General features: G+C 70.4%; 20 protein-coding genes and 1 rRNA gene. 18 read left to right on the top strand and 3 right to left on the bottom strand.

The window, feature by feature from the left end:
• The 10 genes from rrf to ACI2LY_RS13715 form a co-directional block, all read left to right on the top strand.
• Positions 1-93, top strand: a 5S ribosomal RNA gene (gene rrf / locus ACI2LY_RS13760); the annotation flags it as partial.
• An 82-nt stretch (positions 94-175) separates the two neighbouring features.
• Positions 176-820 (top strand): HAD family hydrolase, encoded by a 645-nt coding sequence (locus tag ACI2LY_RS13755; protein ID WP_404707285.1) that lies wholly within the window; start codon positions 176-178, stop codon positions 818-820.
• Between the two features lie 92 nt (positions 821-912).
• On the top strand, positions 913-1,644 hold the full coding sequence (locus ACI2LY_RS13750) for a VC0807 family protein (RefSeq protein WP_404707284.1): 732 nt from the start codon (positions 913-915) through the stop codon (positions 1,642-1,644).
• Between the two features lie 86 nt (positions 1,645-1,730).
• Complete coding sequence (locus ACI2LY_RS13745; protein WP_404707283.1) at positions 1,731-2,936, top strand: MFS transporter; 1,206 nt, start codon at positions 1,731-1,733, stop codon at positions 2,934-2,936.
• Positions 2,887-4,059 (top strand): acetoin utilization protein AcuC, encoded by a 1,173-nt coding sequence (locus ACI2LY_RS13740; RefSeq protein ID WP_393914696.1) that lies wholly within the window; start codon positions 2,887-2,889, stop codon positions 4,057-4,059. Before ACI2LY_RS13745 ends, ACI2LY_RS13740 begins: the two co-directional genes overlap by 50 nt.
• A gap of 265 nt (positions 4,060-4,324) precedes the next feature.
• Positions 4,325-5,140, top strand: coding sequence for a phosphatase (locus ACI2LY_RS13735; protein WP_388997266.1), 816 nt, complete (start codon positions 4,325-4,327; stop codon positions 5,138-5,140).
• A 129-nt stretch (positions 5,141-5,269) separates the two neighbouring features.
• Positions 5,270-5,482: a helix-turn-helix domain-containing protein gene (locus tag ACI2LY_RS13730; RefSeq protein ID WP_004984898.1), complete on the top strand. Its 213-nt coding sequence runs from the start codon at positions 5,270-5,272 to the stop codon at positions 5,480-5,482.
• A 133-nt stretch (positions 5,483-5,615) separates the two neighbouring features.
• The gene (locus ACI2LY_RS13725) at positions 5,616-5,714 is read left to right on the top strand and encodes a 30S ribosomal protein bS22 (protein ID WP_003948845.1); all 99 of its coding nucleotides are present in this window, start codon (positions 5,616-5,618) and stop codon (positions 5,712-5,714) included.
• A gap of 154 nt (positions 5,715-5,868) precedes the next feature.
• Positions 5,869-6,930, top strand: a complete 1,062-nt coding sequence (locus ACI2LY_RS13720; RefSeq protein ID WP_404707282.1) for an NAD-dependent epimerase/dehydratase family protein — start codon at positions 5,869-5,871, stop codon at positions 6,928-6,930.
• 14 nt (positions 6,931-6,944) lie between these two features.
• Entirely contained in the window at positions 6,945-7,961 is a 1,017-nt protein-coding gene (locus ACI2LY_RS13715) for a lysophospholipid acyltransferase family protein (RefSeq protein WP_404707281.1), read from the top strand.
• Between the two features lie 67 nt (positions 7,962-8,028).
• Here ACI2LY_RS13715 and ACI2LY_RS13710 read toward each other — a convergent pair whose 3' ends face one another.
• The 3 genes from ACI2LY_RS13710 to ACI2LY_RS13700 form a co-directional block, all read right to left on the bottom strand.
• Positions 8,029-9,273, bottom strand: a complete 1,245-nt coding sequence (locus ACI2LY_RS13710) for a DUF5667 domain-containing protein (protein ID WP_404707280.1) — start codon at positions 9,271-9,273, stop codon at positions 8,029-8,031.
• A gap of 245 nt (positions 9,274-9,518) precedes the next feature.
• Entirely contained in the window at positions 9,519-10,298 is a 780-nt protein-coding gene (locus ACI2LY_RS13705) for an ECF subfamily RNA polymerase sigma factor, BldN family (RefSeq protein ID WP_404707279.1), read from the bottom strand.
• A gap of 300 nt (positions 10,299-10,598) precedes the next feature.
• Positions 10,599-11,525 (bottom strand): HAD family hydrolase, encoded by a 927-nt coding sequence (locus tag ACI2LY_RS13700; protein WP_388997252.1) that lies wholly within the window; start codon positions 11,523-11,525, stop codon positions 10,599-10,601.
• Positions 11,526-11,642: 117 nt separating this feature from the next.
• Here ACI2LY_RS13700 and ACI2LY_RS13695 point away from each other — a divergent pair, with 117 nt between their 5' ends.
• The 8 genes from ACI2LY_RS13695 to ACI2LY_RS13660 all read left to right on the top strand — a co-directional run bounded on the left by ACI2LY_RS13695 (position 11,643) and on the right by ACI2LY_RS13660 (position 23,454).
• Entirely contained in the window at positions 11,643-11,930 is a 288-nt protein-coding gene (locus ACI2LY_RS13695) for a glutaredoxin family protein (protein WP_404707278.1), read from the top strand.
• 218 nt (positions 11,931-12,148) lie between these two features.
• Positions 12,149-12,913 carry a redox-sensing transcriptional repressor Rex gene (locus tag ACI2LY_RS13690; protein ID WP_393914701.1) on the top strand — a complete coding sequence of 255 codons (765 nt, stop codon included), beginning with the start codon at positions 12,149-12,151 and terminating at the stop codon, positions 12,911-12,913.
• Complete coding sequence (locus ACI2LY_RS13685; RefSeq protein WP_404707277.1) at positions 12,910-14,619, top strand: glutamyl-tRNA reductase; 1,710 nt, start codon at positions 12,910-12,912, stop codon at positions 14,617-14,619. The genes ACI2LY_RS13690 and ACI2LY_RS13685 overlap by 4 nt, the downstream gene beginning before the upstream one ends.
• On the top strand, positions 14,616-15,575 hold the full coding sequence (gene hemC / locus ACI2LY_RS13680; RefSeq protein ID WP_393914703.1) for a hydroxymethylbilane synthase: 960 nt from the start codon (positions 14,616-14,618) through the stop codon (positions 15,573-15,575). The genes ACI2LY_RS13685 and hemC overlap by 4 nt, the downstream gene beginning before the upstream one ends.
• On the top strand, positions 15,572-17,272 hold the full coding sequence (locus ACI2LY_RS13675; RefSeq protein WP_404707276.1) for a uroporphyrinogen-III synthase: 1,701 nt from the start codon (positions 15,572-15,574) through the stop codon (positions 17,270-17,272). The genes hemC and ACI2LY_RS13675 overlap by 4 nt, the downstream gene beginning before the upstream one ends.
• Before the next feature lie 193 nt (positions 17,273-17,465).
• A complete protein-coding gene (locus ACI2LY_RS13670; RefSeq protein WP_404707275.1) occupies positions 17,466-21,056 on the top strand; it encodes a DEAD/DEAH box helicase family protein in 3,591 nt (1,196 codons plus the stop codon).
• Positions 21,053-21,910: a restriction endonuclease subunit S gene (locus tag ACI2LY_RS13665; RefSeq protein ID WP_404707274.1), complete on the top strand. Its 858-nt coding sequence runs from the start codon at positions 21,053-21,055 to the stop codon at positions 21,908-21,910. The genes ACI2LY_RS13670 and ACI2LY_RS13665 overlap by 4 nt, the downstream gene beginning before the upstream one ends.
• Positions 21,907-23,454, top strand: a complete 1,548-nt coding sequence (locus tag ACI2LY_RS13660; RefSeq protein ID WP_404707273.1) for an N-6 DNA methylase — start codon at positions 21,907-21,909, stop codon at positions 23,452-23,454. Before ACI2LY_RS13665 ends, ACI2LY_RS13660 begins: the two co-directional genes overlap by 4 nt.
• Positions 23,455-23,567 lie beyond the last annotated feature (113 nt).

Below are 23,567 nucleotides of genomic sequence, written 5' to 3'. Positions count from 1 at the left end.
ACGCCCGGTTACATATCGAACCCGGAAGCTAAGCCTCACAGCGCCGATGGTACTGCAGGGGGGACCCTGTGGGAGAGTAGGACGCCGCCGAACAATTTTTAGGGAAACCCCCGCACCATTTGGTGCGGGGGTTTTCTGCGTTCCGGACCATTTCCCGTCATTTAGGGTCGGGTATATGCGCTACGACCTCATCCTCTTCGACAACGACGGTGTCCTGGTGGACAGTGAGCCAATCTCCAATCGGCACCTCGCCGCCTATCTGACCGAGCTGGGGCACCCGACGACGTACGAGGACTCCATCCGGGACTACATGGGTGCCGCCCTGCACCGTGTGCACGACCTGGTGCTGGAGCGGACGGGAGAGCGGCTGCCCGCGGACTTCGACGACGTCTTCCACGCGCGGGTGTTCGCGGCCTTCGAGCGGGAGCTGCGGCCCGTGGCCGGTGTCGAAGGGGTGCTGGAGAAGCTGGCCGCCGACGGGATGCCGTACTGCGTGGCCTCCTCCGGGAGTCATGAGCGGATTCGGGTCGGGCACCGGGCCACCGGGCTCGACCGGTGGTTCGAGGACGACCGCATCTTCAGTTCGCAGGACGTCGGCCGGGGCAAGCCCGCCCCCGACCTGTTCCTGTACGCGGCACAGCGGATGGGCGTCGCCCCCGAGCGGTGTCTCGTGGTGGAGGACTCCCCGCTGGGCGTGCGGGCGGCTGTGGCGGCCGGGATGGACGTGTACGGGTTCACCGCGATGACCCCGCCGGAGAAGCTCGCGGGCGCCACCCAACTGTTCTCCAACATGGGCGAGTTGGCTGACCTGCTGGTGTGATCCTCGTAGGCGGCCGTGCCTGACGGATGTCATGCCGGTCTCCGGACGTTCGTTTCTGTCGGCGGGAGCCCCTCGGCCGGGAAGCTGAGGGCATGACGAAGAACGCGGGGAACCAGGGCCAGGACCAGCAGCGCCGACCGAGCACGCTGGACAACTTCAAGCCGCTGCTCATCGACGTCGCGCTGCCGCTCGGCTCGTACTACGTCTTCAAGGAAGCCTTCGGGATGGGCACGTTCGCCGCGCTTGCCTGGAGCAGCGTCGGGCCCGCGCTGCGGACCGTGTGGAGTCTGGTGCGGGAGCGGTCGGCCAATGGGCTCGCGCTGCTCATCCTGACCGTGAACGTGGTCGGGCTGGCGCTGAGCTTCGTCTCCGGGGACCCGAGGCTGATGCTCGCCAAGGACGGGGCCGTCAGCAGCACGGTCGCCATCGGCATCCTGGTCTCCGTGGCGCTCGGGCGTCCGATGATGACCGAGGGGATGAAGCCCTTCCTGGTGAAGGGGGATGCCGCCAGGGCGGGCGCGTGGGAGCGGCTCACCTCGGGAAGCGCCGCCGGGTCCGTCGACTTCCGGCGCAGGGAGCGGGCGTTCTCCCTCGTGTGGGGTGTGGCGCTGCTCCTCGAGTGCGTGGCGCGGGTGGTGGGCGCGTACACCGTTCCTGTCGACACCATGGTGTGGCTCGGTGGAGTGCTGATGGCCGTGGTGATGGTGGTGACCTTCGTCGTCAGTGGGGCGGTCGCGGCCGGACCGATGGAGCGGATACTGGGCGAGGAGGCCGCCGCGCAGCCCACCGGGACCGGACGCGAGAAGCTCGTGGCCGCATTCTGAACTTCACCCCGACCGGCCGAAGATGAGCACAACTCATCTTTGGCCGGATCTGTTCAGCGCACCGCCGGGGCCCTACGCTCGCCGCCATGACTGACGTGCTGCGGCGTGGCAGGGCCTCGCTGGCGTTCGGTTTCTTCGTGCAGGGCGTCACCTTCGCCCTGCTGGTGACGCGCATCCCGGCCGTGCAGGAGCGGTACGGGGTCTCCGACGCGCTGCTGCCCGTCTTCCTGGCCGCGGTGCCGATCCTGGCCGGGGTCGGGAGTGTGACGACCGAGCGGCTGGTGCGCCGGGTGCGGCCCAGCCGGATGCTGCGCTGGTCCCAGCCGGTGGTGCTGCTGGCGCTGCTCGGCGTCGGAGCCGGGGATCAAGTGGGCGAGCTGGCCGTGGCATTGGGGGTGTTCGGGCTGTCCGTGGGGATGCTGGACGCCTCCATGAACATGCTCGGGGTGAGTCTCCAGCGGGCCTACCGGCGCAGCATCATGCTGAGCTTCCACGCGGCGTACAGCCTGGGCGGCATCCTCGGGGCGTCGCTCGCCTGGGTGGGCGCGCACGGGGAGTTGACGCTGTGGGTGTCGTATCTCCCGGTCGTGGTGGTGCTGTTGCCCGCGGTGCTGGTGGGGAGCCGGTGGTACGTCGACGGGGAGGCGGAGCCGGAAGGGGTGGGCGAGGCCAAGGGCGTCGCCTTCCGGTTGCTGTTGCCGCTGTGTCTGGTGATGACGTTCGCGTACATCGGGGACTCGACGGTCTCCAACTGGAGCGCGAAGTACGTCAAGGACGTGCTGGGCGGGTCGGAGCAGTTGGCGACCGTTCCCTACAACGTGTACATGGTGACCACGCTGGTGGGGCGGGCCGTCGGGGATCTCGGGGTGCGGCGGTTCGGGGCCGTGGCGGTGGTGCGGCTGGGCGCGCTGGTCGCGGCCTGCGGGTTCGCGGTGGTGGCGGTGGCGCCGGGGGCCTGGGTGGGGATGCTGGGGTTCACCCTGCTGGGGATCGGGCTGTGTGTGCTGATGCCGCAGACGTTCGCGGCGGCGGGCAGGCTGTTCCCGGGGGCGTCCGACGCGGCGATCGCGCGGCTCAACATCTTCAACTACGTCGGTTTCCTGGTCGGTTCGCCGCTCGTGGGGGCGCTCGGGGACGCCTGGAGCTACCGGGGCGCGATGCTCGTACCGATGGTGCTCGTGCTGGTGACGACGGTGTACGCCCGGTCGTTCGCGTCCGGGGGCGACCGATACGGTGGCGGGCATGAGCGGCCGCGCACAGCTGATGTGGGACGAGGCAGTAACGGGCTATGACTTCGGCCCGGACCATCCGATGGCTCCGGTGCGGCTGGAGCTGACCCGGAAGCTGGTGGCTGCCCTCGGCCTCGACCGGGAGCTGGAGATCGTCGCGGCCAAGCCGGCCGGGGAGTCGACGCTGCGGCTGGTGCACCGGGAGGACTACATCGACGCGGTGCGGGCCGCGTCGGCGGACCCGGGCGCGGCGGACGGTTCGTACGGGCTCGGGACGGTCGACGATCCGGCGTTCGCCGGGATGCACGAGGTGTCGGCGCTGATCGCGGGGCAGTCGGTGGCGGCGGCCGAGGCGGTGTGGCGGGGGGACGCGGACCACGCGGTGAACTTCGCGGGCGGGCTGCACCATGCGATGCCGGGCGGGGCGTCCGGGTTCTGTGTGTACAACGACGCGGCGCTGGCCATCGCCCGGCTGCTGGAGCTGGGTGTCGAGCGGGTCGCCTATGTGGATGTCGACGTGCATCACGGGGACGGGGTGCAGGCGGCGTTCTGGGAGGACCCCCGGGTGCTGACGGTGTCGCTGCACGAGCACCCGCGGACGCTGTTCCCGGCGACCGGGTGGCCGCAGGAGACGGGTGCCGGGGCGGGCGAGGGTTCGGCGGTGAACGTGGCGCTGCCCGCCGGGACCGGCGACGCCGGGTGGCTGCGGGCGTTCCACGCGGTGGTGCCGGAGCTGCTGGCGGAGTTCCGGCCGCAGGTGCTGGTGTCGCAGCACGGGGCGGACACGCACTTCGAGGACCCGCTCGCGCATCTCGCGGTCTCGCTGGACGCGCAGCGGGCGGTGCAGGTGGCCTGCCATGAGCTGGCGCACACCTACGCGGACGGCAAGTGGCTGGCGCTGGGCGGCGGCGGGTACGCGGTGGTGGACGTGGTGCCGAGATCGTGGACGCATCTGGTGGCGATCGCGGCCGGGCGGGAGATCGCGCCGGAGACGGTGATCCCGGAGGGCTGGCGGCAGGAAGTGTACGCGCGGACCCGGCAGTTGGGGCCGCAGCGGATGACGGACGGGCGGTGGCCGGTGGGGTACGCGGCCTGGGAGTCGGGGTACGACCCGGCCGACCGGCTCGACCAGGCGGTGCTGGCCACCCGGCGGTCGGCGTTCCCGCTGCGGGGGCTCCTGGCCTGAACCGGTGCGGCGCCTAGGGCCTGTTGCGAAAGTCCCGCCTGCTCCGCGACGCCCGGCACGCCCGCTCGCCGCGTTGTCGGGTCGCCCTCGTACGCCCAGTACGAGGGCGACCCTCCGCCTTGCGATCGCACGCACCGGACGCCGCGGAGCCCGCCCTCCGGGCGGACGACGGGACTTTCGCAACAGGCCCTAGTCGTTACGCCAACCGTGCGGTCTTTGCCCGTTCCGCCTCCGGGCGCCCGCCCGATGGGCCACGATCGCACCCGTGTCGGACACCGGTGCCCTGCGCGCGCACCTGCTGGCTGCCCACCTCGCCGGGGAGGTCGCCACCACGCGGGAGGACAGCCTCCGCAACTACCGGCTGTTCGCCGCGCGGGACCCCCGCGCGCTGATCGGGATCGATCCCGAACGGTCCTGGGGGCAGCGTGAACTGCTCGATCTGATGGCGGACCGGTGCGGGGTCTCGGCCGATCCGGCGCATACTTCGGGCCGGGACGTGATCGACCCGGAGCGGACCGTCGCCGCACTGGACGCCTTCGCGGGGGCGATCGCCGGTGCGGCCCGGCGGGGGGTGCCCGTGCTGTTCGGCACCGGGCACCCGCGGCAGCTCCTGGGGTTCTACGCCGCGCTCGCGGACGCGGTGTCGGCGGCGGGATGTGAGATTCTCACCCCCGCGCAGGGTCGCTGTGTCGACATATTGACCCGGTTCGGTCTACGCACGCACCACCTCGACTACGTACGAGGGGTTGCCCTGGTGCGGGAACCGGCGAGCGGGCGCCGGGGTGGTGAGCCGGGTGCGCACAGCCATTCCCCGCTCCCGGTTCGGCTCGCGCTGGCCGCCGCCGCGGAGTCCGGCGGGCCCTTGCCGGGGTTGGTGGTCGGAGATCACGGATGGGTCTGCGGTGCAGGTCAGCTGGGGTTCGAGGCGATCGGTCTTGCCGACTCCGACGACCCCGCGCCGTTCGTCGGCGAGGCCGAGGGGACGGTGTCCGTCGTCGTTCCGCTTGATGACGCCGTACGGTCTGGTCACTACCGCCCGCTCACCCGCTACGTACTCAAACGAGCCTGTCTGTCACAGTAGGCCGCCGATGGGGACACCTCTTCCCCATTCGCATCACCCGCCCCTAGTCTGGGGAGTGAGCACGCAACGACGAAGAGTCACCGGAAGGGGAAGCCGGTGGCCGTCGAGTGCGGAAGGTTCAGGTGTGTCATGGCTGCAGCAGGCGAGAGGCCGTTGAACGAGGTCCAGTTCCTCACCGTGGCGGAAGTCGCCTCGGTGATGCGAGTGTCGAAGATGACCGTGTACCGCTTGGTGCACAGCGGTCATCTGCCCGCGATCCGGGTGGGGCGGTCCTTCCGCGTCCCCGAGCAAGCGGTTCACGAGTACCTCCGTGAGAGCTACGTGGGGGTGGAAACGGCCTGACGGCGGTCCGGAAGATCCCGGAACAACCCCTCGATTACGACCACGGCGCTCGGGCGGGTAGGCTGACCCCTCGTAGGTCGTATGGGCCCATGGCGCCCAGCAACCGAGTCATGAGAAGTGAGCGAGGGTAGTCGTGGGCTCTGTTATCAAGAAGCGGCGCAAGCGGATGGCCAAGAAGAAGCACCGCAAGCTGCTGAAGCGCACGCGCGTTCAGCGCCGCAACAAGAAGTAAGCGGCACCGCGCGAAGACGCGTCCCCGTGTGGCCCCCCGTCCGACAAGGGCGGGGGGCCACCGGCATGTCCGGGACACCTTCCCGTGACACCGACCCGATAGGTTGGCCGCACACGGGGAACGCGGACGTGGACGCGGAAGAGAGGCGCTGGTCTTGGGAAAGGTCGTGCTCGTCACCGGAGTCGCCCGGCAGCTCGGCGGCCGGTTCGTGCGGCGCGTCCAGCGGGACCCGGAAGTGGACCGGGTGATCGCCGTGGACGCCGTACCACCCGCGCACGACCTCGGCGGCGCGGAGTTCATCCAGGCCGACATCCGGCAGCCGACCGTCGCCCGCGTGCTCGCCGAGACCGGCGCCGACACGGTCGTCCACATGGACGTGACCGGCACCGCGCTCGGTGGCGGCAGCCGGGCCACGGTCAAGGAGACCAATGTCATCGGCACCATGCAGCTGCTCGGCGCCTGCCAGAAGTCACCCGCGGTCAAGCGGCTGGTGGTGAAGTCCAGCACCAACGTCTACGGCTCCGCCTCGCGCGATCCGGCCGTGTTCACCGAGACCACCCCCGCCAAGGCGCTGCCCAGCGGCGGCTTCGCCAAGGACGCCGTCGAGGTCGAGGGGTACGTACGCGGGTTCGCCCGGCGCCGCCCCGATGTCGCGGTGTGCGTGCTGCGGTTCGCCAACATCCTCGGCCCCACCGCGGACACCCCGCTCGCCTCCTACTTCGCGCTGCCCGTCCTGCCGACCGTGTTCGGCTACGACCCCCGGCTGCAGTTCGTGCACGAGGACGATGTGATCGAGGTGCTGCGGATCGCCTCGCACGAACCGCGCCGGGGCACCCTCAACAGCGGCACCTTCAACATCGCCGGGGACGGGGTGCTGCTGCTCTCGCAAGCCTCGCGGCGGCTCGGCCGGCCCACCGTGCCGCTGCCGCTGCCCGCGGTCACCTGGGCCGGGTCGCTGGTGCGTACCCTCGGTATGACGGACTTCTCACCCGAGCAGATCCGGCTGCTCACCCACGGCCGGGTCGTCGAGACCGGCCAGATGCGCGACACCCTCGGGTTCGCGCCCACGTACACGACGGCGGAGACGTTCGCGGACTTCGCGCGCGGACAGGGACCCGGGCTGCTGCCGCCCGAGACCCTCGCGGAGGCCGTCGACCGGGTCGCCGTGCTGACCGCCGGGAGCGGCGCCCGTGTCCCGCAGCCCGGCGCCAACTGAGGAGAGCGGCAACGATGGCGGACGCCAAGGTCATTCCGTTCGACGACGACCGGTCCCGCGGGGGCGCGGGGCAGCGGCCGCAGCGCCGCCGGAGCACGGGCGGCCGCCCCGCCCCGGTCCAGCCGCTGCCCACCAGGGGCGGCGCCCGCGACGAGGAACCCCCGGCCGTGGAACGCCCCCGTGATACGGCCGACGCCCTGGACCAGCGGGTCGCGCGCGGCCTCGCCTTCCTGCGCCGCAGGCTCACCGGGGACTACGACGTCGACGACTTCGGGTACGACGAGGAGCTGACCGACCAGGTCCTGATGTCGCTGCTGCGCCCGGTGTACGAGAAGTACTTCCGGGTCGAGGTGAAGGGCATCGAGAACATCCCGGCCGAGGGCGGCGCGCTGATCGTCGCCAACCACTCCGGGACGCTGCCGCTGGACGGGCTGATGATGCAGGTCGCCGTGCACGACCGGCATCCGGCCGGGCGGCATCTGCGGCTGCTCGCGGCCGACCTGGTGTTCGTGCTGCCGGTGGTCAACGAGCTGGCCCGCAAGCTCGGTCATACCCTCGCCTGCACCGAGGACGCCGAACGGCTGCTCGGCCAGGGCGAGTTGGTCGGGGTGATGCCGGAGGGGTTCAAGGGGATCGGCAAGCCGTTCGGGGAGCGGTACAAGCTCCAGCGGTTCGGCCGGGGCGGGTTCGTCTCCACCGCGCTCAGGCAGGGGGCGCCGATCATCCCGTGCTCGATCGTCGGCGCCGAGGAGATCTACCCGATGATCGGCAACGCCAAGACGCTGGCGCGGCTGCTGGGCTTCCCGTACTTCCCGCTGACGCCGACCTTCCCCTGGCTCGGGCCGCTCGGGGCGATCCCGCTGCCGACGAAGTGGACCATCCAGTTCGGCGAGCCGATCCCCACGGACGGCTATCCGCCGGAGGCGGCCGAGGACCCGATGCTGATGTTCAACCTCACCGACCAGGTCCGCGAACAGATCCAGCACACGTTGTACAAGCTGCTGGTGCAGCGGCGTTCGGTGTTCTTCTGAGCACGCATACGCGACGACGGGGCGCCCCTGCTCGGAAAGGGGCGCCCCGTCGTCATCGTCGTACGCGCTACTCGGCGTCCTTGCTGTCGATGCCCAGGCCGGGCAGCAGGCCCGGCAGGAGCGGGGGCAGGGTGACGTCCGGTTTGCCCGGCGGGGTGGACGACTTGCCCGCGGACGGCGAACCGCCCTCGGAGCCGCCGGTCTTCGGCGGGTCCAGCAGACCGCCCGTGCTGCCGCCGAGCAGTCCGTCGCCGCTGTCGCCGGTGGCGGAGCCGCTGGGGGTGTCGGGGCTGCTGTCCCGGTCCTTGCCCGTCGACGGGGTGCCACCGGTGCTCGGGGAGCCGGACCTGTGGGTGCCCGCGGAGCCGGTCGGGGCCACGCCGGGACGCTCGCCGCTCTGGCCGTCGTCGCCCTTGGTGGCGGGCGGCTTCGGCAGCAGCGACTCCAGCGGAGCGACCTCTTCGTCTATGGCGTCGAAGACCGAGGAGACCTCGTCCTTCACATCGCCGAGCTGCATCGGCAGCCGGTCGCTCAGCGTGCTCCACACCTCGCGGTGCGAGCGGGAGAAGGCGGAGAGCGCCTGGATCGGGCCGAGCGAGTCGGGGTCCGCCTCATAGGCCGCGTGCAGCAGGCGATGGCCCTCGGTGACGTCGTTGCGCATGCCGGAGAGGGTGCGGCGGATCTCTCCGATGGACTCGTGGTCCAGCTGTCCGCTCCGGTCGCGCTCCATCAGCCTGCGGGCCTCGTTGAGGCGGGTGGAGGCGTGGTCCAGGTACGCCTGGCCGCGCTCGCCGTCGCCCTCGCTGAGGTAGTTCAGCTGGAAGTCCTCGATGCCGCGCTTCAGTCCGTACAGCGAATCGCCGGGCAGGGCCTCGGAGCTGGCGGCGGCCACTCCGCCGAAGGCACCGGCGGCCACGCCCACGCTGAGGCCGCCCGCGGTGAGCCCCTTGGCCAGCCGGGACCTCGGGCGCAGCTTGCTCAGCGGGCTCGCCCGGTGTGCGCCGCGGCCGGGGGAACGCTGCCCGGGTACCGCCGGAGCGGCCGCGCCCAGGGTGCCCTCCTGGAGCATGGCCTCCATCGCGGCCACCAGCTGGGCCCGCTGGACGACCTTGACCTCCGGGTCCAGCTGCGGCTTGGGCAGCTCACCGAGGCCCTCGGCCAGGGCCAGCAGCTCGCCCTGTCCGGATCTGTCCTCGGTGGGCGGTGGTCCCGCCCGGTGCGCGTGCTCGGCCGCCGTGGCCCGGTCGGACTGTTCCTCCAGGGCCTGGGCGAAGGCGTTCGCCCGCCGGTGCGCCGATACGTTCGCAATCACTGGCGGCACCTCCTCTCGTCATGACGGTCGACTCCCCAGGGGGTCTCCTGAGGGTTGCACGCCCATGGCCACATCCACCCGATCGAGGGATCAAGTGGGCCAGGACGTGACCACAGGGAGCCTGTATCCCGCACAACGAGCGGCTCGGCACTTGGGTTACGCACGAGAGGGCGCCGGATCGCAGAACCAACTCACTTTCACCTAGGGTGAGTTGGGCGTCGCTCTGTGTCGCGGGGCGGCCGGTCTCAGCGGGCGTCTTCCGGGAGGAGCCGGGCGAGGGTGCGCACGGCCCGGTACTGGAGGGTCTTGATGGCGCCCTCGTTCTTGCCCATCACCCGCGCGGTCTCGGCGACCGACAGGCCCTGGAGGAAGCGGAGCGTCACACACTCCTGCTGCTGGGGGTTGAGGCGGCGCACCGCGTCCAGCAGCGCGGCGTTGGAGAGGGACTCCAGGACGGAGTCCTCGGGGGAGCGCTCGACCTCGTTGGCGTCGAGCATCTCGCCGGTGGTGACCTCCAGCCGGAAGCGGCTGGACTTGAAGTGGTCGGCGACCAGGTTGCGGGCGATCGTCACCAGCCAGGCGCCGAAGTCGCGGCCCTGCCAGGTGAAGGTGCCGATCCGGCGCAGGGCGCGCAGGAAGGTCTCGCTCGTCAGGTCCTCGGCGGTGGCCTTGCCGCCCACCCGGTAGTAGATGTACCGGTACACGGTGTCGCTGTACTGGTCGTAGAGGCGGCCGAACGCGTCCGCCTCTCCTGCCTGGGCGCGTTCGACCAGGTCCATCATGCGGGCGCTGTCACTGTCCGCGGCCGGGCGGCGGGCGGCGGGCGCGCCCGTGGAGCGGGCTCGTCTGCCGACGGCCGCGCCGCGTTCGGCCAGTGCGTAGCACGGGCCGAGGGGCGCGGCGCCGGCGAAGGCGGGGACGGTGTGCGCGGAGGGGACGAGGCCGCGCAGCGCGTCTTTGACCGTCGCGACCGTTGCGCGCAGCGTAGCCAGGCCCGAGGCGTCAACCCCGACGTGTGGGTACACGGGACTCCCAGAGGCAGAGCTTCCATCACGTGCAGTGCGGGCCCTTTCACCCGTCGTAGCGACGGAGGGGTACCGGTTTGCGTCTGAGGAGAATAACGCTTCGTGTAGACCCTGCTACACCCAGTTGTTCAAATCGTCGATTAGGTCGCCTGTGTTAGCGATTGACGACTGTTCAAGTAACCGAATCTGATCGACTGTTGATCGAAACTGGGCTGATTTCTGTGAAAGCTGAGGCGTGTTCGAGGTCGAGATGCATACTTCGGGCGCGCGGGACCCGGACCCGTACGGGCCCGCCCCGGCTCAGCGGCGGCGGCGGCTCAGAGCGATCGCCGCGGCCGTGCCGCCCGCCACCGCGCCGACCCCGGCGGCCGCCGGGATGCCGACCTTCGCGGCCTTGCGGCCGGTGCGGTAGTCCCGCAGCCGCCAGTCCTTGTCGCGGGCGTGCCGCCGCAGCTTGGCGTCCGGGTTGATCGCGTAGGGGTGGCCGACCAGCGAGAGCATCGGGATGTCGTTGTGGCTGTCGCTGTACGCGGCGCAGCGCGACAGGTCCAGCCCCTCGGCCGCGGCCAGTGCCCGCACCGCCTCCGCCTTGGCCGGGCCGTGCAGCGGCTCGCCCACCAGGCGGCCGGTGTACACGCCGTCGACCGACTCCGCGACCGTGCCCAGCGCGCCGGTGAGACCGAGGCGGCGGGCGATGACCTGGGCGATCTCCACCGGGGCCGCCGTCACCAGCCACACCTTCTGCCCCGCGTCCAGGTGGGCCTGGGCGAGCGCGCGGGTGCCGGGCCAGATCCGGTCGGCCATGTACTCGTCGTAGATCTCCTCGCCGATCGTCTCCAGCTCGGCCACGCGGTGGCCCTGGACGATGGAGAGCGCCGAGTCGCGGGCCTCCTGCATGTGCTCGGGGTCCTCGACCCCGGCCAGCCGGAACCACGCCTGCTGCCAGGCGAACCGGGCGAGGTCGCGGGTCTCGAAGAACTTCCGCTTGTACAGACCGCGCCCGAAGTGGAACAGCGCGGCGCCCTGCATCACGGTGTTGTCGAGATCGAAGAAGGCGGCGGCCCGTTCGTCGCCGAGCACGGGGAACTCCGGTTCCCGCTCGGCGCCCGCGGGCTCCGTCTGTTCCTGTGAGGACTTGCGGGCGGCCTCGGCGGAAGCCTCGCCTGCCAACACGCTCCGCGCCGTGGCGGAGCGCCTACGGGGGGTGAGCCATCCAAGAGCGGCCATGGCGTGAGCATAGCCAGTCCGTTCGGTGGTTCCGGAGCCGAGAGGTTCGGAGGATGTGAACTCTCGGCGACCATGCGGGCGCGGGCACGGGGAGAGAGGGTGGGGGAAGGCGGGAGAATGGTCCGTATGAGTCCCCTCTTCCGGCGCAAGGCCGCCGCCCCCCAGGAGCGGCTGGTCACTCTGGTCCGCAAGCCCGGCTGTCATCTGTGCGACGACGCGCAGATCGTGGTCGAGAAGGTCTGCGGGGAACTCGGCGTGCCGTGGGAGGGCCGGGACATCACCGGGGACCGCGAGCTGCACGACCGCTACTGGGAGCAGATCCCGGTCGTCCTGGTCGACGGCGAGCAGCACACCTTCTGGCGGGTCGACGAGGGACGGCTGCGCCGGGCGCTGACCGGCGGATGAGGGTACGGAAGGGGCCCAGGGGCCTGGATTCGCGGTGTGTGTGCGGGTTTCACCCCCAGGTAGGGGCCCGCAACGGGCATGCGTGACCCCGGTCACGTTGGCCGGGCAAATCGGACACCATCTTTGTGCACACGTTCACAAAGGCATAGCCTTCTTGTCGACGGGGCGGTCCGGGGAAGCATGACCGCTCGCAGCCCCGCTCTACCCGCAGGAGCACCGTGGCAACTGGCCGAACTCACCGACCGGCGACCCGCAGCCGAGGGATTCCCGAGGCCACCGTCGCCCGGCTTCCGCTGTACCTCCGTGCGCTGACGGCCCTGTCGGAGCGCTCGGTCCCCACGGTCTCCTCCGAGGAACTGGCCGCGGCGGCGGGAGTCAACTCCGCCAAGCTGCGCAAGGACTTCTCCTACCTGGGCTCCTACGGCACCCGCGGTGTCGGGTACGACGTGGAGTACCTCGTCTACCAGATCTCCCGCGAGCTGGGCCTCACCCAGGACTGGCCCGTCGTCATCGTCGGTATCGGAAACCTCGGCGCGGCCCTCGCCAACTACGGCGGCTTCGCCTCGCGCGGCTTCCGGGTCGCGGCGCTGATAGACGCCGACCCCGCGATGGCGGGCAAGCCCGTCGCGGGCATCGGGGTCCAGCACACCGACGAGCTCGAGAAGATCATCGAGGACAACGGGGTCTCCATCGGCGTCATCGCCACCCCCGCCGGTGCCGCCCAGCAGGTCTGCGACCGGCTGGTGGCCGCCGGGGTGACCTCCATCCTGAACTTCGCGCCGACCGTGCTGACCGTCCCGGACGGCGTCGACGTGCGCAAGGTCGACCTCTCCATCGAGCTGCAGATCCTCGCCTTCCACGAGCAGCGCAAGGCCGGTGAGGAGACCGCCTCCGGCGACGGCGCCGTACCCGCGGCCGCCAAGCGCGCGAGCGCCGCCGACCAGGGACCCGACGGGGACGTGCCCGCCGTGATGCCGGCATGAGCCTCCTCGTCGTAGGGCTGAGCCACCGCAGTGCCCCGGTCAGCGTGCTGGAGCGGGCCGCGCTGAACGCGGACGCCCAGGTCAAGCTGCTCCAGGACACCGTCGCCGCCGATCCGGCCACCGAGGCCGCGGTGCTCGCCACCTGCAACCGCATCGAGCTGTACGCCGACGTGGACAAGTTCCACGCCGGTGTCGCCGAGCTGTCCACGCTGCTCGCCCAGCACAGCGGGGTGGGCCTGGAGGAACTGACGCCGTTCCTCTACGTGCACTACGAGGACCGGGCCGTCCACCACCTGTTCTCGGTGGCCTGCGGGCTGGACTCCATGGTCGTCGGCGAGGGCCAGATCCTCGGCCAGATCAAGGACGCGCTCGCCCGCGCCCAGGACTCGCACACCGCCGGGCGGCTGCTGAACGACCTCTTCCAGCAGGCCCTCCGGGTCGGCAAGCGCGCGCACTCCGAGACCGGCATCGACCGCGCCGGGCAGTCCCTGGTCACCTTCGGCCTGGAGCAGCTGGCCGCGGGCACCGATGTGCCGGGCTGGGCGCGCGGCCGTACCGCGCTGGTCATCGGCGCCGGGTCGATGTCCTCGCTGGCCGCCGCCACGCTGGCGCGGGCCGGGGTCGCCGAGATCGTCGTCGCCAACCGCACCTTCGAGCGCGCCGAGCGGCTCGCGCAGATCCTCGGCGAGGCCGAGGGCGCCATGGCCCGCGCGGTCCGGATGGACGCGGTGGCGGCGGAACTTACACGTGCCGACGTGGTCGTCTCCTGTACCGGCGCGACCGGTCTGGTGCTCACGGCGGACTCCGTCGCGGAGGCCGTCGCCGGTCGCACCGGGGAACCGGCGGCCGACCTGGGCGCCGCCGCTCCGGCCGGGACCGCCGTGCTGCCGCCGACCAGCGTCGGCACCGACGAGAACTGCCCGCTGGACCTGGCCTCCGTGCAGGGCACGCCCGGCTTCTCCGTGCACGGCGAGGCCGCCGTCGCCGGGATGGACGCGGCGACCCTGGAGCAGCACGCCGCCTGGGTCGGCGAGGGCACCTCCCTGCTGGAGCAGGGGCGCGAGCACGACGCGGGCGGCCGGTCCGGCCCCGAGGCCGACGCCGAGCTGATCACCGCGCTCGCGCGGGCCGTCGCCACCGCGGGCCGCGTCCCCGAGTACCGCAGGCCCGAGCCGGTGGCGGAGATCCCCCGCCCGGCCCCGGCCGTCTTCCTCCTCGACCTCGCCATGCCCCGCGACATCGACGCGGCCGTGCACCGGCTGGCCGGGGTGCGCCTGGTGGACATCGAGTCGCTGGCCGAGGCGTCCGCCGACGCCCCGATGGCGTCCGACGTGGACCAGGTTCGGCGTATCGTCTCCGACGAGGTCGCGGCGTTCGGCGCGGCACAGCGGGCGGCGCACATCACCCCCACCGTGGTCGCGCTGCGCACCATGGCCGCCGATGTCGTCGCCGCCGAGATCGCGCGGCTCGACGGGCGCCTGACCGGCCTGGACGACCGCCAGCGCGGCGAGATCCGGCAGACCGTGCACCGTGTCGTGGACAAGCTGCTGCACGCGCCGACCGTACGGGTCAAGCAGCTCGCGGCCGAGCCCGGAGGCACCGGGTACGCGGACGCGCTGCGGACCCTGTTCGACCTCGACCCGGAGACGGTCGCCGCCGTCTCGCGGGCCGTGGACAACACAGACGAGAAGGACCGACCGGCATGACTGACAAGGCACTGCGACTGGGGACGAGGCGAAGCAAGCTCGCCATGGCCCAGTCCGGGCAGGTGGCGGACGCCGTGAGCCGGGTGACCGGCCGGCCCGTCGAGCTGGTCGAGATCACCACGTACGGCGACGTCTCCCGGGAGGCGCTGGCGCAGATCGGCGGCACCGGGGTGTTCGTCACGGCGCTGCGGGACGCGCTGGTGCGCGGCGAGGTGGACTTCGCGGTTCATTCGCTCAAGGACCTGCCGACCACGCAGCCCGAGGAGCTCGCGCTGGCCGCCGTGCCGGTGCGCGAGGACCCGCGGGACGTGATCGTCGCCCGCGACGCGCTGAAGTTCACCGACCTGCCGCGCGGCGCGCGCATCGGCACCGGCTCGCCGCGCCGCATGGCGCAGCTGAACGCGTACGCGCGCACCCACGGCCTGGACATCGAGACGGTGGCGATCCGCGGCAACGTGGACACCCGGATCGGGTACGTCCACGAGGGGCGGCTCGACGCCGTCGTGCTCGCGGCCGCCGGACTGAACCGGATCGGCCGGATCGACGAGGTGACCGACTTCCTGTCGGTCGACACGGTTCTGCCCGCCCCCGGCCAGGGGGCCCTGGCGATCGAGTGCGCAGCGTCCGACGCTGCCCTCGTCGCCGCGCTCGGTGAACTCGACGACCCGCACACGCGGGCCGCCGTCACCGCCGAGCGGTCACTGCTCGCCGCGCTGGAGGCCGGCTGCAGCGCCCCTGTGGGTGCGCTGGCCGACCTGCTGACCGACGGGCCTGTAATCAAGGAAATGCGCCTGCGCGGCGTCGTCGGCACGACCGACGGCTCGAGCATGGTGCAGCTGTCCACCACCGGTTCCGTGCCCCTGACGCACGACGGGGCGATGGCACTCGGGCGCGAACTCGCCACCGAGATGCTCGCCCAGGGCGCGGCCGGTCTGATGGGGGAGCGAGCACATTGAGCCCCACCGCCTTTCCCGCCGGTCCCGAGCACGGGCACGTCACCTTCCTGGGTGCCGGACCCGGAGATCCGGGACTGCTGACTCTGCGCGCCGTGGAGGCGCTGTCCCACGCGGACGTCCTGGTCGCCGAGCACGAGGTGCTCGACGTGATCCGGACGCACGCCCGGCAGGGCGTCTCCGTCGTGCCGACGGAGACGGTCTCCTCCCCGGACGCGCTTCCGGGCGCACCCCAGCTGACAGTCGTTGACGGTGCGTCAACTCCCGCTGTGGCCCCGGCCGCTGCCCAGGATGCGGCTCATCTTGTCATGGAGGCCGCACGGGGCGGCAGGCGGGTGGTCCGTGCGGTCGCCGGTGATCCGGGACTGGACACCGACGCCGCCGAGGAGATGCTGGCCTGCGCCGCCGCCGGGGTGCCCTTCGAGGTCGTCCCCGGTGTCGCGGCCGCGACCGGTGTGCCCGCGTACGCCGGTGTGCCGCTGCGGGACGCGCGCGGTGCCGACGTGCGGTTCGTGGACGCGCGTACCGCCTCCGGCCGCTGCTGGACGGAGGTGGGTGCCTCGGACGGCACGGTGGTCGTCTCCGCCTCGCTGGACTCCGTCGCGGCGGCCGCCGCCGAGCTGGTCTCGGCGGGCCGCAAGCCGGACACCCCGCTGACGGTCACCATCGCCGGTACGACGACCCGCCAGCGCACTTGGACGGCGACGCTGGGCACGATCGCGCAGACGCTGAAGCAGGCCAAGGTGCTGCCGTCCCCGGACGGCGGTCGCCCGGTCATAGCCGTGGTCGGTGAGCGGTCCGCCGCCGCCCGCCGCGACCAGCTCTCGTGGTTCGAGTCCAAGCCGCTGTTCGGCTGGAAGGTCCTCGTACCGCGCACCAAGGAGCAGGCGGCCTCGCTCTCCGACCAGCTGCGCTCCTACGGCGCGGTGCCGCACGAGGTCCCGACGATCGCCGTCGAGCCGCCGCGCACCCCGCAGCAGATGGAGCGCGCGGTCAAGGGCCTGGTCACCGGCCGCTACGAGTGGATCGCGTTCACCTCGGTCAACGCGGTCAAGGCGGTGCGGGAGAAGTTCGAGGAGTACGGGCTCGACGCGCGTGCCTTCGCGGGCATCAAGGTGGCCGCGGTGGGCGAGCAGACCGCCGCCGCGCTGATCGCCTTCGGTGTGAAGCCGGACCTGGTGCCGAGCGGTGAGCAGTCGGCCGCGGGCCTGCTGGAGGACTGGCCGCCGTACGACCCGGTCTTCGACCCGATCGACCGTGTCTTCCTGCCGCGCGCCGACATCGCCACCGAGACGCTGGTGGCCGGGCTGATCGAGCTGGGCTGGGAGGTGGACGACGTCACCGCGTACCGCACGGTCCGCGCGTCGCCGCCGCCGCAGGAGACCCGCGAGGCGATCAAGGGCGGCGGTTTCGACGCCGTGCTCTTCACCTCGTCCTCCACGGTCCGCAACCTGGTCGGCATCGCGGGCAAGCCGCACAACGTGACGGTCATCGCCTGCATCGGCCCCGCCACGGCCAAGACGGCCGAGGAGCACGGGCTGCGGGTCGACGTCATGGCCCCGGAGCCGTCCGTCCACAAGCTGGCGGAGGCGCTGGCCGCCTTCGGCATGAAGCGGCGCGCGTCCGCGGTGGAGGCGGGCGATCCGGTGACCCGGCCGAGCGAGCGGCGCCCCGGCGCACGGCGTCGGCGGACGACCTGAGGCTCTCGCAGGCATGAGCGGGGTGTCCCTTCCGGGGGGCGCCCCGCTTCGCTTGTCCCTGGACGGCAGGCCCCGGATTCGGCTCTCGGTGGCCCAGCCTCATGGGCTCTCAAACCCCTTGCCACCGTCTCGTGTTCATGGCATCCTGCAAGGCTTTGCGCAAGGCGAGACGATCAAGAGGCTGGGGGAAAGCATGGTGACGGCGGCTGACGGGAACCCGTCCGGCGGGGACGCCGAGCAGGTGGCGCGATTGGCGGCGGCCTCGGCCAACTTCGGGCATCTGCTCAGGCACGAGCCGTTGCTGGTGACGCTGGGATGCGCGGCGGAGTCGTACGTCCACACCGACCCGCACGCGGCCATGGTGAAGGCTCGTCTCTACGGCGAGATCATGGCTCGGCATCTCGTGACCCTGCTCGGCGTCACCGTGCCCGGTAACAAGCAGGTCGACCGGATCAATGCCCTTACCCGGGCCGAGGTCCTCGTACCCCAGGTGCGTTCGTGGTTCGAGGCGATCCGCACGACGGGCAACAGGGCGGTTCACGAGTACTACGCCAACGTTCGTGAGGCACTCCAGTCCGTGGAGATGTGCTTCCGCCTCGGCGACTGGCTGCACCGCTCCCTCGACCAGTCCGACACGACTCACCGGGTCTTCCTGGCGCCCGCGCCCTCCGGGGCCGCCCCCGCGCCCGCGACCGTCGCCGACCAGCAGGAGCTGGACAAGCTCCGCACCGAGCTGGTCGCCTACCGCCGTCGGCTTGAGGAGGCTCGCCTCCGCTACGACGGCAAGCACAGCCGTTTGGAGCGGGAGCAGGCGGCGCGCACACAGGCCGAGGCGGAACTGGCCCGTGCCGAGGAAGAGCGGGCCACTCTGCATGATCTGGTCGCCGAGCTGAGCGACAAGATCACCGAGCTGACGGCACCGGCTGTAGAGTCCCATTCGGCCGCCCGCCCGCTGGACGGGGCCTCGCAGCGTGACGAGTTCATCGCCCATGCGCAGAAGGCGGCCAAGCCTCCCATGAGCGAGGCGCAGGTCCGCACCGAGCTGGACCGCATCCTCGAGAAGGCGGGCTGGGCCGTCCAGGACGACAGCGCGAAGAACCTCTTCGCTGGCCGAGGTGTCGCCGTCCGCGAGGTCTCGACCGCCGTGGGGCGGGCCGACTACCTCCTTTACGTGGATCAGCGCTTGGTCGGTGTCATAGAGGCCAAGCGGGAGGGTGGAGACCTGGAGGGCGCCATGCAGCAGGCCGCCCGTTACGCCACCGGTCTCACTCGCAGCCAGCAGCTCAGCGCCTGGCGCGCCAGCCTGCCCTTCCGGTACGTCGCCGACGGCAACACGGTCCGCTTCCACAACGACCTTGACCCTTCGCCGCGTACGCGGGAGATCTTCGCGGTGCACCGGCCGGACACGATCGCTCGCTGGATCGAGGAGGCGGAGGCCGACCCCACTGCGCAGACGCTGCGGGCCCGGATGCGGCGGTTGCCCCAGACTTTCCTCGACTCGAAGGACCTGCGCCCGGCCCAGGAGAAGGCGATCAACGGCCTCGAACTCTCCCTGGCCAAGGACGATCCGCGCGCGCTGATCCAGATGGCGACGGGCGCTGGCAAGACGTACACGGTGGTCAGCGAGAGTTACCGGCTGCTCAAGCACGCGAAGGCCAAGCGGATTCTTTTCCTCGTGGATCGGAACAACCTCGGCAGCCAGGCGGCCACGGAGTTCGAGAACTTCGACACCCCGGACGACGGGCGTAAGTTCACCGAGTTGTACGTCGTCCAGCGCCTGGCCGGGGACTCGGTCCTGGGGTCCGCGCACGTGGTGGTGTCCACGGTGCAGCGGCTGTGGCTCGCACTGACGGGGCAGTCGGTGCCGAGTGCGGACGACAACAGCGAGGCGCTCGACCGCTACGACCTCGTCGACGAGCCGGTGTCGGTGGGATACAACCCGGACCTTCCGCCGGAGGCCTTCGACCTGATTGTGGTCGACGAGTGCCACCGCTCCATCTATGGCAAGTGGCGTGCGGTCCTGGAGTACTTCGACGCGCACCTCGTCGGTCTGACCGCCACTCCGGTCGCCCAGACCTTCGGCTTCTTCTTCCAGAACCTGGTGAGCGAGTACCCGTACGAGCAGGCCGTCGCCGACCGGATCAACGTCGACTTCGACGTGTTCCGCATCCGTACGGAGCTGGGTGAGCAGGGCGGCACCATCCCGGCGGAGACGGTCGTCCCGATGCGGGAGCGCAAGACCCGCCGCGAGCGGTACCAGGAGTTGGAGGAGGACCTGGAGTGGAAGGCGGCCCAGCTGGGCCGCCAGGTCATCAGCAAGGGCCAGTTGAAGCTCGTCATCGAGACCTTCCGCAAGCACCTGTTCACGGACATCTTCCCGCCGGTGGGCGAGGAGGGCGCCCAGCGCTCGCGGACTTACGTACCCAAGACGCTGATCTTCGCCGTGGACGACAACCACGCCGACGAGATCGTTCAGATGGTCCGGCAGGTGTTCGGTGAGAGCGACGACTTCTGCCGAAAGATCACCCACGCCGCGAAGAAGCCCGCCGAGCTGATCAAGGCGTTCCGTAACAGCCCTGAGCTGCGGATCGCGGTGACCGTCGACATGATCGCCACGGGCACGGACATCCCGCCGCTGGAGTGCGTCTTCTTCCTCCGGGACGTGAAGAGCTGGGCCTACTTCGAGCAGATGAAGGGGCGCGGTTCCCGCACGGTGGACACGGCGGAGTTCCAGGCGGTGACGCCCGACGCCGGGGTCAAGGAGAGGTTCGTGATCGTCGACGCGGTCGGTGTCACGGACTCGCCTCGCGTGGACGCGCGGCCGCTCAACCGGATCGCCGAACGGACGATCCCCCTGGAACGGCTCATGGCCAAGACGGCGGGCCTGGCCATGACCGAGGACGAGGTCGCCACGCTGGCGGGTCGCTTGGCACGCCTGGACCAGCAGCTCAAGCCCGAGGAGCGCGAGGAGATCGAGGAGCTGGCCGGCCAGCCGCTTCGGGAGATCGTGGGCGGCCTGGTCCAGTCCGTCGACCCCGACCAGCAGGAGCGGGCCCGGCGCATCGGCGGCCAGGAGCAGGTTCGGCAGGACATGCGGGACGCTCTGAAGCCCATCGCCTCCAACCGCGAGCTGCGCGACCGTCTCATGTCCATGCGGCGCGCACACGACATCGTGATCGACGAGGTGAGCGTGGACGAGGTGAAGGAGGCACGCGGCATCACGGCGGACGAGCTGGCGATCCGGCGGGTGACCTCCTGGCAGCAGTACATGAAGGACCACCAGGACGAGATCGCCGCCTTCAACCTCGCGTTCAGCGAGCGGCGCGACCCGAAGGAGGTCTACCGTCGGCTGCGGGACCTTGCCCGCAAGATCGAGCGTCCCCCGTTCCAGTGGACCCCGGCACGGCTGTACGACGCGTACGTACAGCTGGGCAAGGCGAGCCGGCATCCGCGCGGTGCGGCGGGCGTGGTCGACCTGATCGGGCTGCTCCGCTTCGAGCTGGGGCTGGACCAGGAGGTACGGCCGTACCGGGCGCTGGTGGAGGAGCGGTACGCGGCATGGCAGGCCCGGCAGGAGCAGGCGGGGGCCGTGTTCACGGCCGACCAGGTGTGGTGGCTGGACCGGATGGTCGACGTGATCGCCACGGATGCGGCGATCGAGCCGGACCATTTGAAGGACGTACCCTTCATTGAGCGTGGCGGCGTGGACGGATTCCTGCGGGAGTTCGGGGCGGATCGCGGGGCTGAGATCTTGGATGAGCTGGGACGGGAGTTGGGCGCGTGAGTGAGGGCGGTATTCCTTCGGAGTTGCCGGAGGGGTGGGTCCGGGTTCGGCTGGACGAGATCGCTGAGGTGCGATTGGGTCGACAGCGCTCGCCGAAGAACCACTCTGGAACGCAGATGCGGCCGTATCTGCGGGCTGCGAATGTGGACTGGAATGGGCTCAAACTCGATGACGTGAAGGAGATGAACTTCACGGACGACGAAGTAGCTACCTATGGGCTTAAGAAGGGTGACATCGTTCTGAGTGAGGCTTCTGGAAGCGCCTCAGAGGTGGGTAAACCGGCCATGTGGAACGGTGAGATCGCTGACTGCTGCTTCCAAAATACGCTGATTCGAGTACGGAGTTACGGGGTTGACCCGCAATTTCTGTTGTATTTTTTGCGCGCAGAAGCTAAGCGTGGCGCATTTGTAGAGCACTCTCGTGGCGTCGGGATTCATCACATCGGAGTGGCTCGTTTGACGGCGTGGGAGGTCCCCCTGCCCCCGTTTAAGGAGCAACTTCGCATCGTATCGGCTACTGAAAGTCAAATGGCTGCTGTCGAGAGAGCGGAGGAAGCGATCTACTCGGCACTGGATCGTGCGGTCGCAATCCGCCGTTCTCTCTTTGCTGCGGCTTTCGCTGGGCGGCTAGTGTCTCAGGTCCCTGAGGATGAACCTGTTGAGGAACTACTGGCCCAGATCAAGGTAGAGAGCGAAGCCGCCGCTGCAGCCAAGAACGCTCGACGCCGAAGCGGTCGGCGTGTTTCCAGCCGAGCTAGGACGACGCGAGACGGCGAGGCAGGCAACGACCAGCAGCCGACCGATGCCGATCTCGCTACCACTCAGCCCACCCTCGACCTGGAGATCCCCTCGTGACCACGACCGAGGCCCGTCGGCTCGTCGACAAGCTCTGGAGTTACTGCCACGTCCTGCGTGACGACGGTGTCTCCACCATCGACTACGTCGAGCAGTTGACGCTTCTCGTCTTCCTGAAGATGGCGCACGAGGCGCAGACCCGACCCCCCATGTTCCGCGAGCAGATCATGCCCGAGGGGTCGGTCTGGGAGAACCGCGGCTGGCCCGAGCTGCTGAGTAACGACGGTGCCGCGCTTGAGGCCGCGTACACCCAGCTCCTCGAAGATCTCGGGAACCAGCTCAAGGGCACCACGTTCCACCTGATCTTCAACGGGGCGAGGAATCGCATCCACGACCCGGCCAAGCTCAAGCGGCTGGTCAAGGATCTGATCGAGAAGGAGAACTGGTCGGGTCAGAAGACCGACATCAAGGGTGACGCCTACGAGGAACTGCTGGCCCGCGGTGCGGAGGACGTCAAGTCGGGTGCGGGACAGTACTTCACGCCCCGCTCGCTGATCCAGGCCATCATCGACTGCGTCCGCCCGACCCCGGAGGACTGGATCACCGACCCCGCCTGCGGAACCGGTGGCTTCCTGCTCGCCGCGGCCGAGTACATCCTCCACGAATACGGCAACCAGCTCACTCCCGAGCAGCGCAAGCACCTCAGCGGCGGTGGCATCTGGGGCACCGAACTGGTCAGGAACACCGCGCGTCTCGCAGCGATGAACCTGTTCCTGCACGGTATCGGGCAGCCGGCCGGAAACGCGCTGGTGCACACCACCGACGCCCTCGCCGCCCCGCCCACCCAGCGCGCGACCCTGATCCTGGCCAACCCGCCCTTCGGTAAGAAGTCGTCCATCACCGTCTACGGCGAAGACGGTTCCGCCGCGCGCGAGGCGATCGCTTATGAGCGCCGCGACTTCTGGGTCACGACGACCAACAAGCAGCTCAACTTCGTGCAGCACATCGCCTCTCTGCTGGAGATCGATGGCCGCGCGGCAGTCGTCGTACCGGACAACGTGCTCTTCGAAGGCGGTGCGGGCGAGACCATCCGTCGGCGCCTGCTCAAGGAGTACGACGTCCACACGATGCTGCGCCTACCCACCGGCATCTTCTACGCGGGTGGCGTCAAGGCCAACGTGCTGTTCTTCGAGCGCAAGCGGGCCCGGCCCAACCAGCCGTGGACCGAGAAGCTGTGGGTCTACGACTTCCGCACTGCCCAGCACTTCACGCTGAAGCAGAACCCGCTCACTCGGGCGTCGCTCGAGGACTTCGTCCAGTGCTACCGCCCTGACGAGGACCGCGCCAAGCGGGTCGAGACCGAGCGCTTCAAGGCGTTCACCTACGACGAGCTGATCGCCCGCGACAAGGCGAACCTCGACATCACCTGGCTCCGAGACCCGAGCCTCGACGACGCGGACAATCTGCCCGCGCCCGAGGTGCTGGCCGCCGAGATTGTCGAGGACCTCCAGGCTGCTCTGGAGGAGTTCGCCGCCATCGCGGAAACGCTGCAGCAGGCCCGTAGAGAGGGTGCTGCGGTGAACGAGGCTTCCGTCGAGGACTGACCGGCTCTACGTCGGGTCCGCTCCCGTGGATGCGGAGGCGGGCCCGGACGCGTCGAGTTGGTCAAGGGGTGGGTGCCTAGGCTACCGACGGCCCGACATCGTGTTGGCAAAGG

This window comes from Streptomyces sp. NPDC002176 (genome assembly GCF_044903645.1).
GTDB lineage: Bacteria > Actinomycetota > Actinomycetes > Streptomycetales > Streptomycetaceae > Streptomyces.
The sequence above is the reverse complement of the archived record's forward strand: the minus strand, read 5'-3'. Positions and strand labels throughout refer to the sequence as shown.

Excerpts from the sequence above, each read along its gene's own strand:
- ACI2LY_RS13755 (WP_404707285.1), top strand. The coding sequence starts at position 176 with ATGCGCTACGACCTCATCCTCTTCGACAACGACGGTGTCCTGGTGGAC.
- ACI2LY_RS13685 (WP_404707277.1), top strand. The coding sequence starts at position 12,910 with ATGAGCCTCCTCGTCGTAGGGCTGAGCCACCGCAGTGCCCCGGTCAGC.
- ACI2LY_RS13670 (WP_404707275.1), top strand. The coding sequence starts at position 17,466 with ATGGTGACGGCGGCTGACGGGAACCCGTCCGGCGGGGACGCCGAGCAG.
- ACI2LY_RS13750 (WP_404707284.1), top strand. The coding sequence starts at position 913 with ATGACGAAGAACGCGGGGAACCAGGGCCAGGACCAGCAGCGCCGACCG.
- ACI2LY_RS13700 (WP_388997252.1), bottom strand. The coding sequence starts at position 11,525 with ATGGCCGCTCTTGGATGGCTCACCCCCCGTAGGCGCTCCGCCACGGCG.
- hemC (WP_393914703.1), top strand. The coding sequence starts at position 14,616 with ATGACTGACAAGGCACTGCGACTGGGGACGAGGCGAAGCAAGCTCGCC.
- ACI2LY_RS13695 (WP_404707278.1), top strand. The coding sequence starts at position 11,643 with ATGGTCCGTATGAGTCCCCTCTTCCGGCGCAAGGCCGCCGCCCCCCAG.
- ACI2LY_RS13715 (WP_404707281.1), top strand. The coding sequence starts at position 6,945 with ATGGCGGACGCCAAGGTCATTCCGTTCGACGACGACCGGTCCCGCGGG.
- ACI2LY_RS13730 (WP_004984898.1), top strand. The coding sequence starts at position 5,270 with ATGGCTGCAGCAGGCGAGAGGCCGTTGAACGAGGTCCAGTTCCTCACC.
- ACI2LY_RS13740 (WP_393914696.1), top strand. The coding sequence starts at position 2,887 with ATGAGCGGCCGCGCACAGCTGATGTGGGACGAGGCAGTAACGGGCTAT.
- ACI2LY_RS13745 (WP_404707283.1), top strand. The coding sequence starts at position 1,731 with ATGACTGACGTGCTGCGGCGTGGCAGGGCCTCGCTGGCGTTCGGTTTC.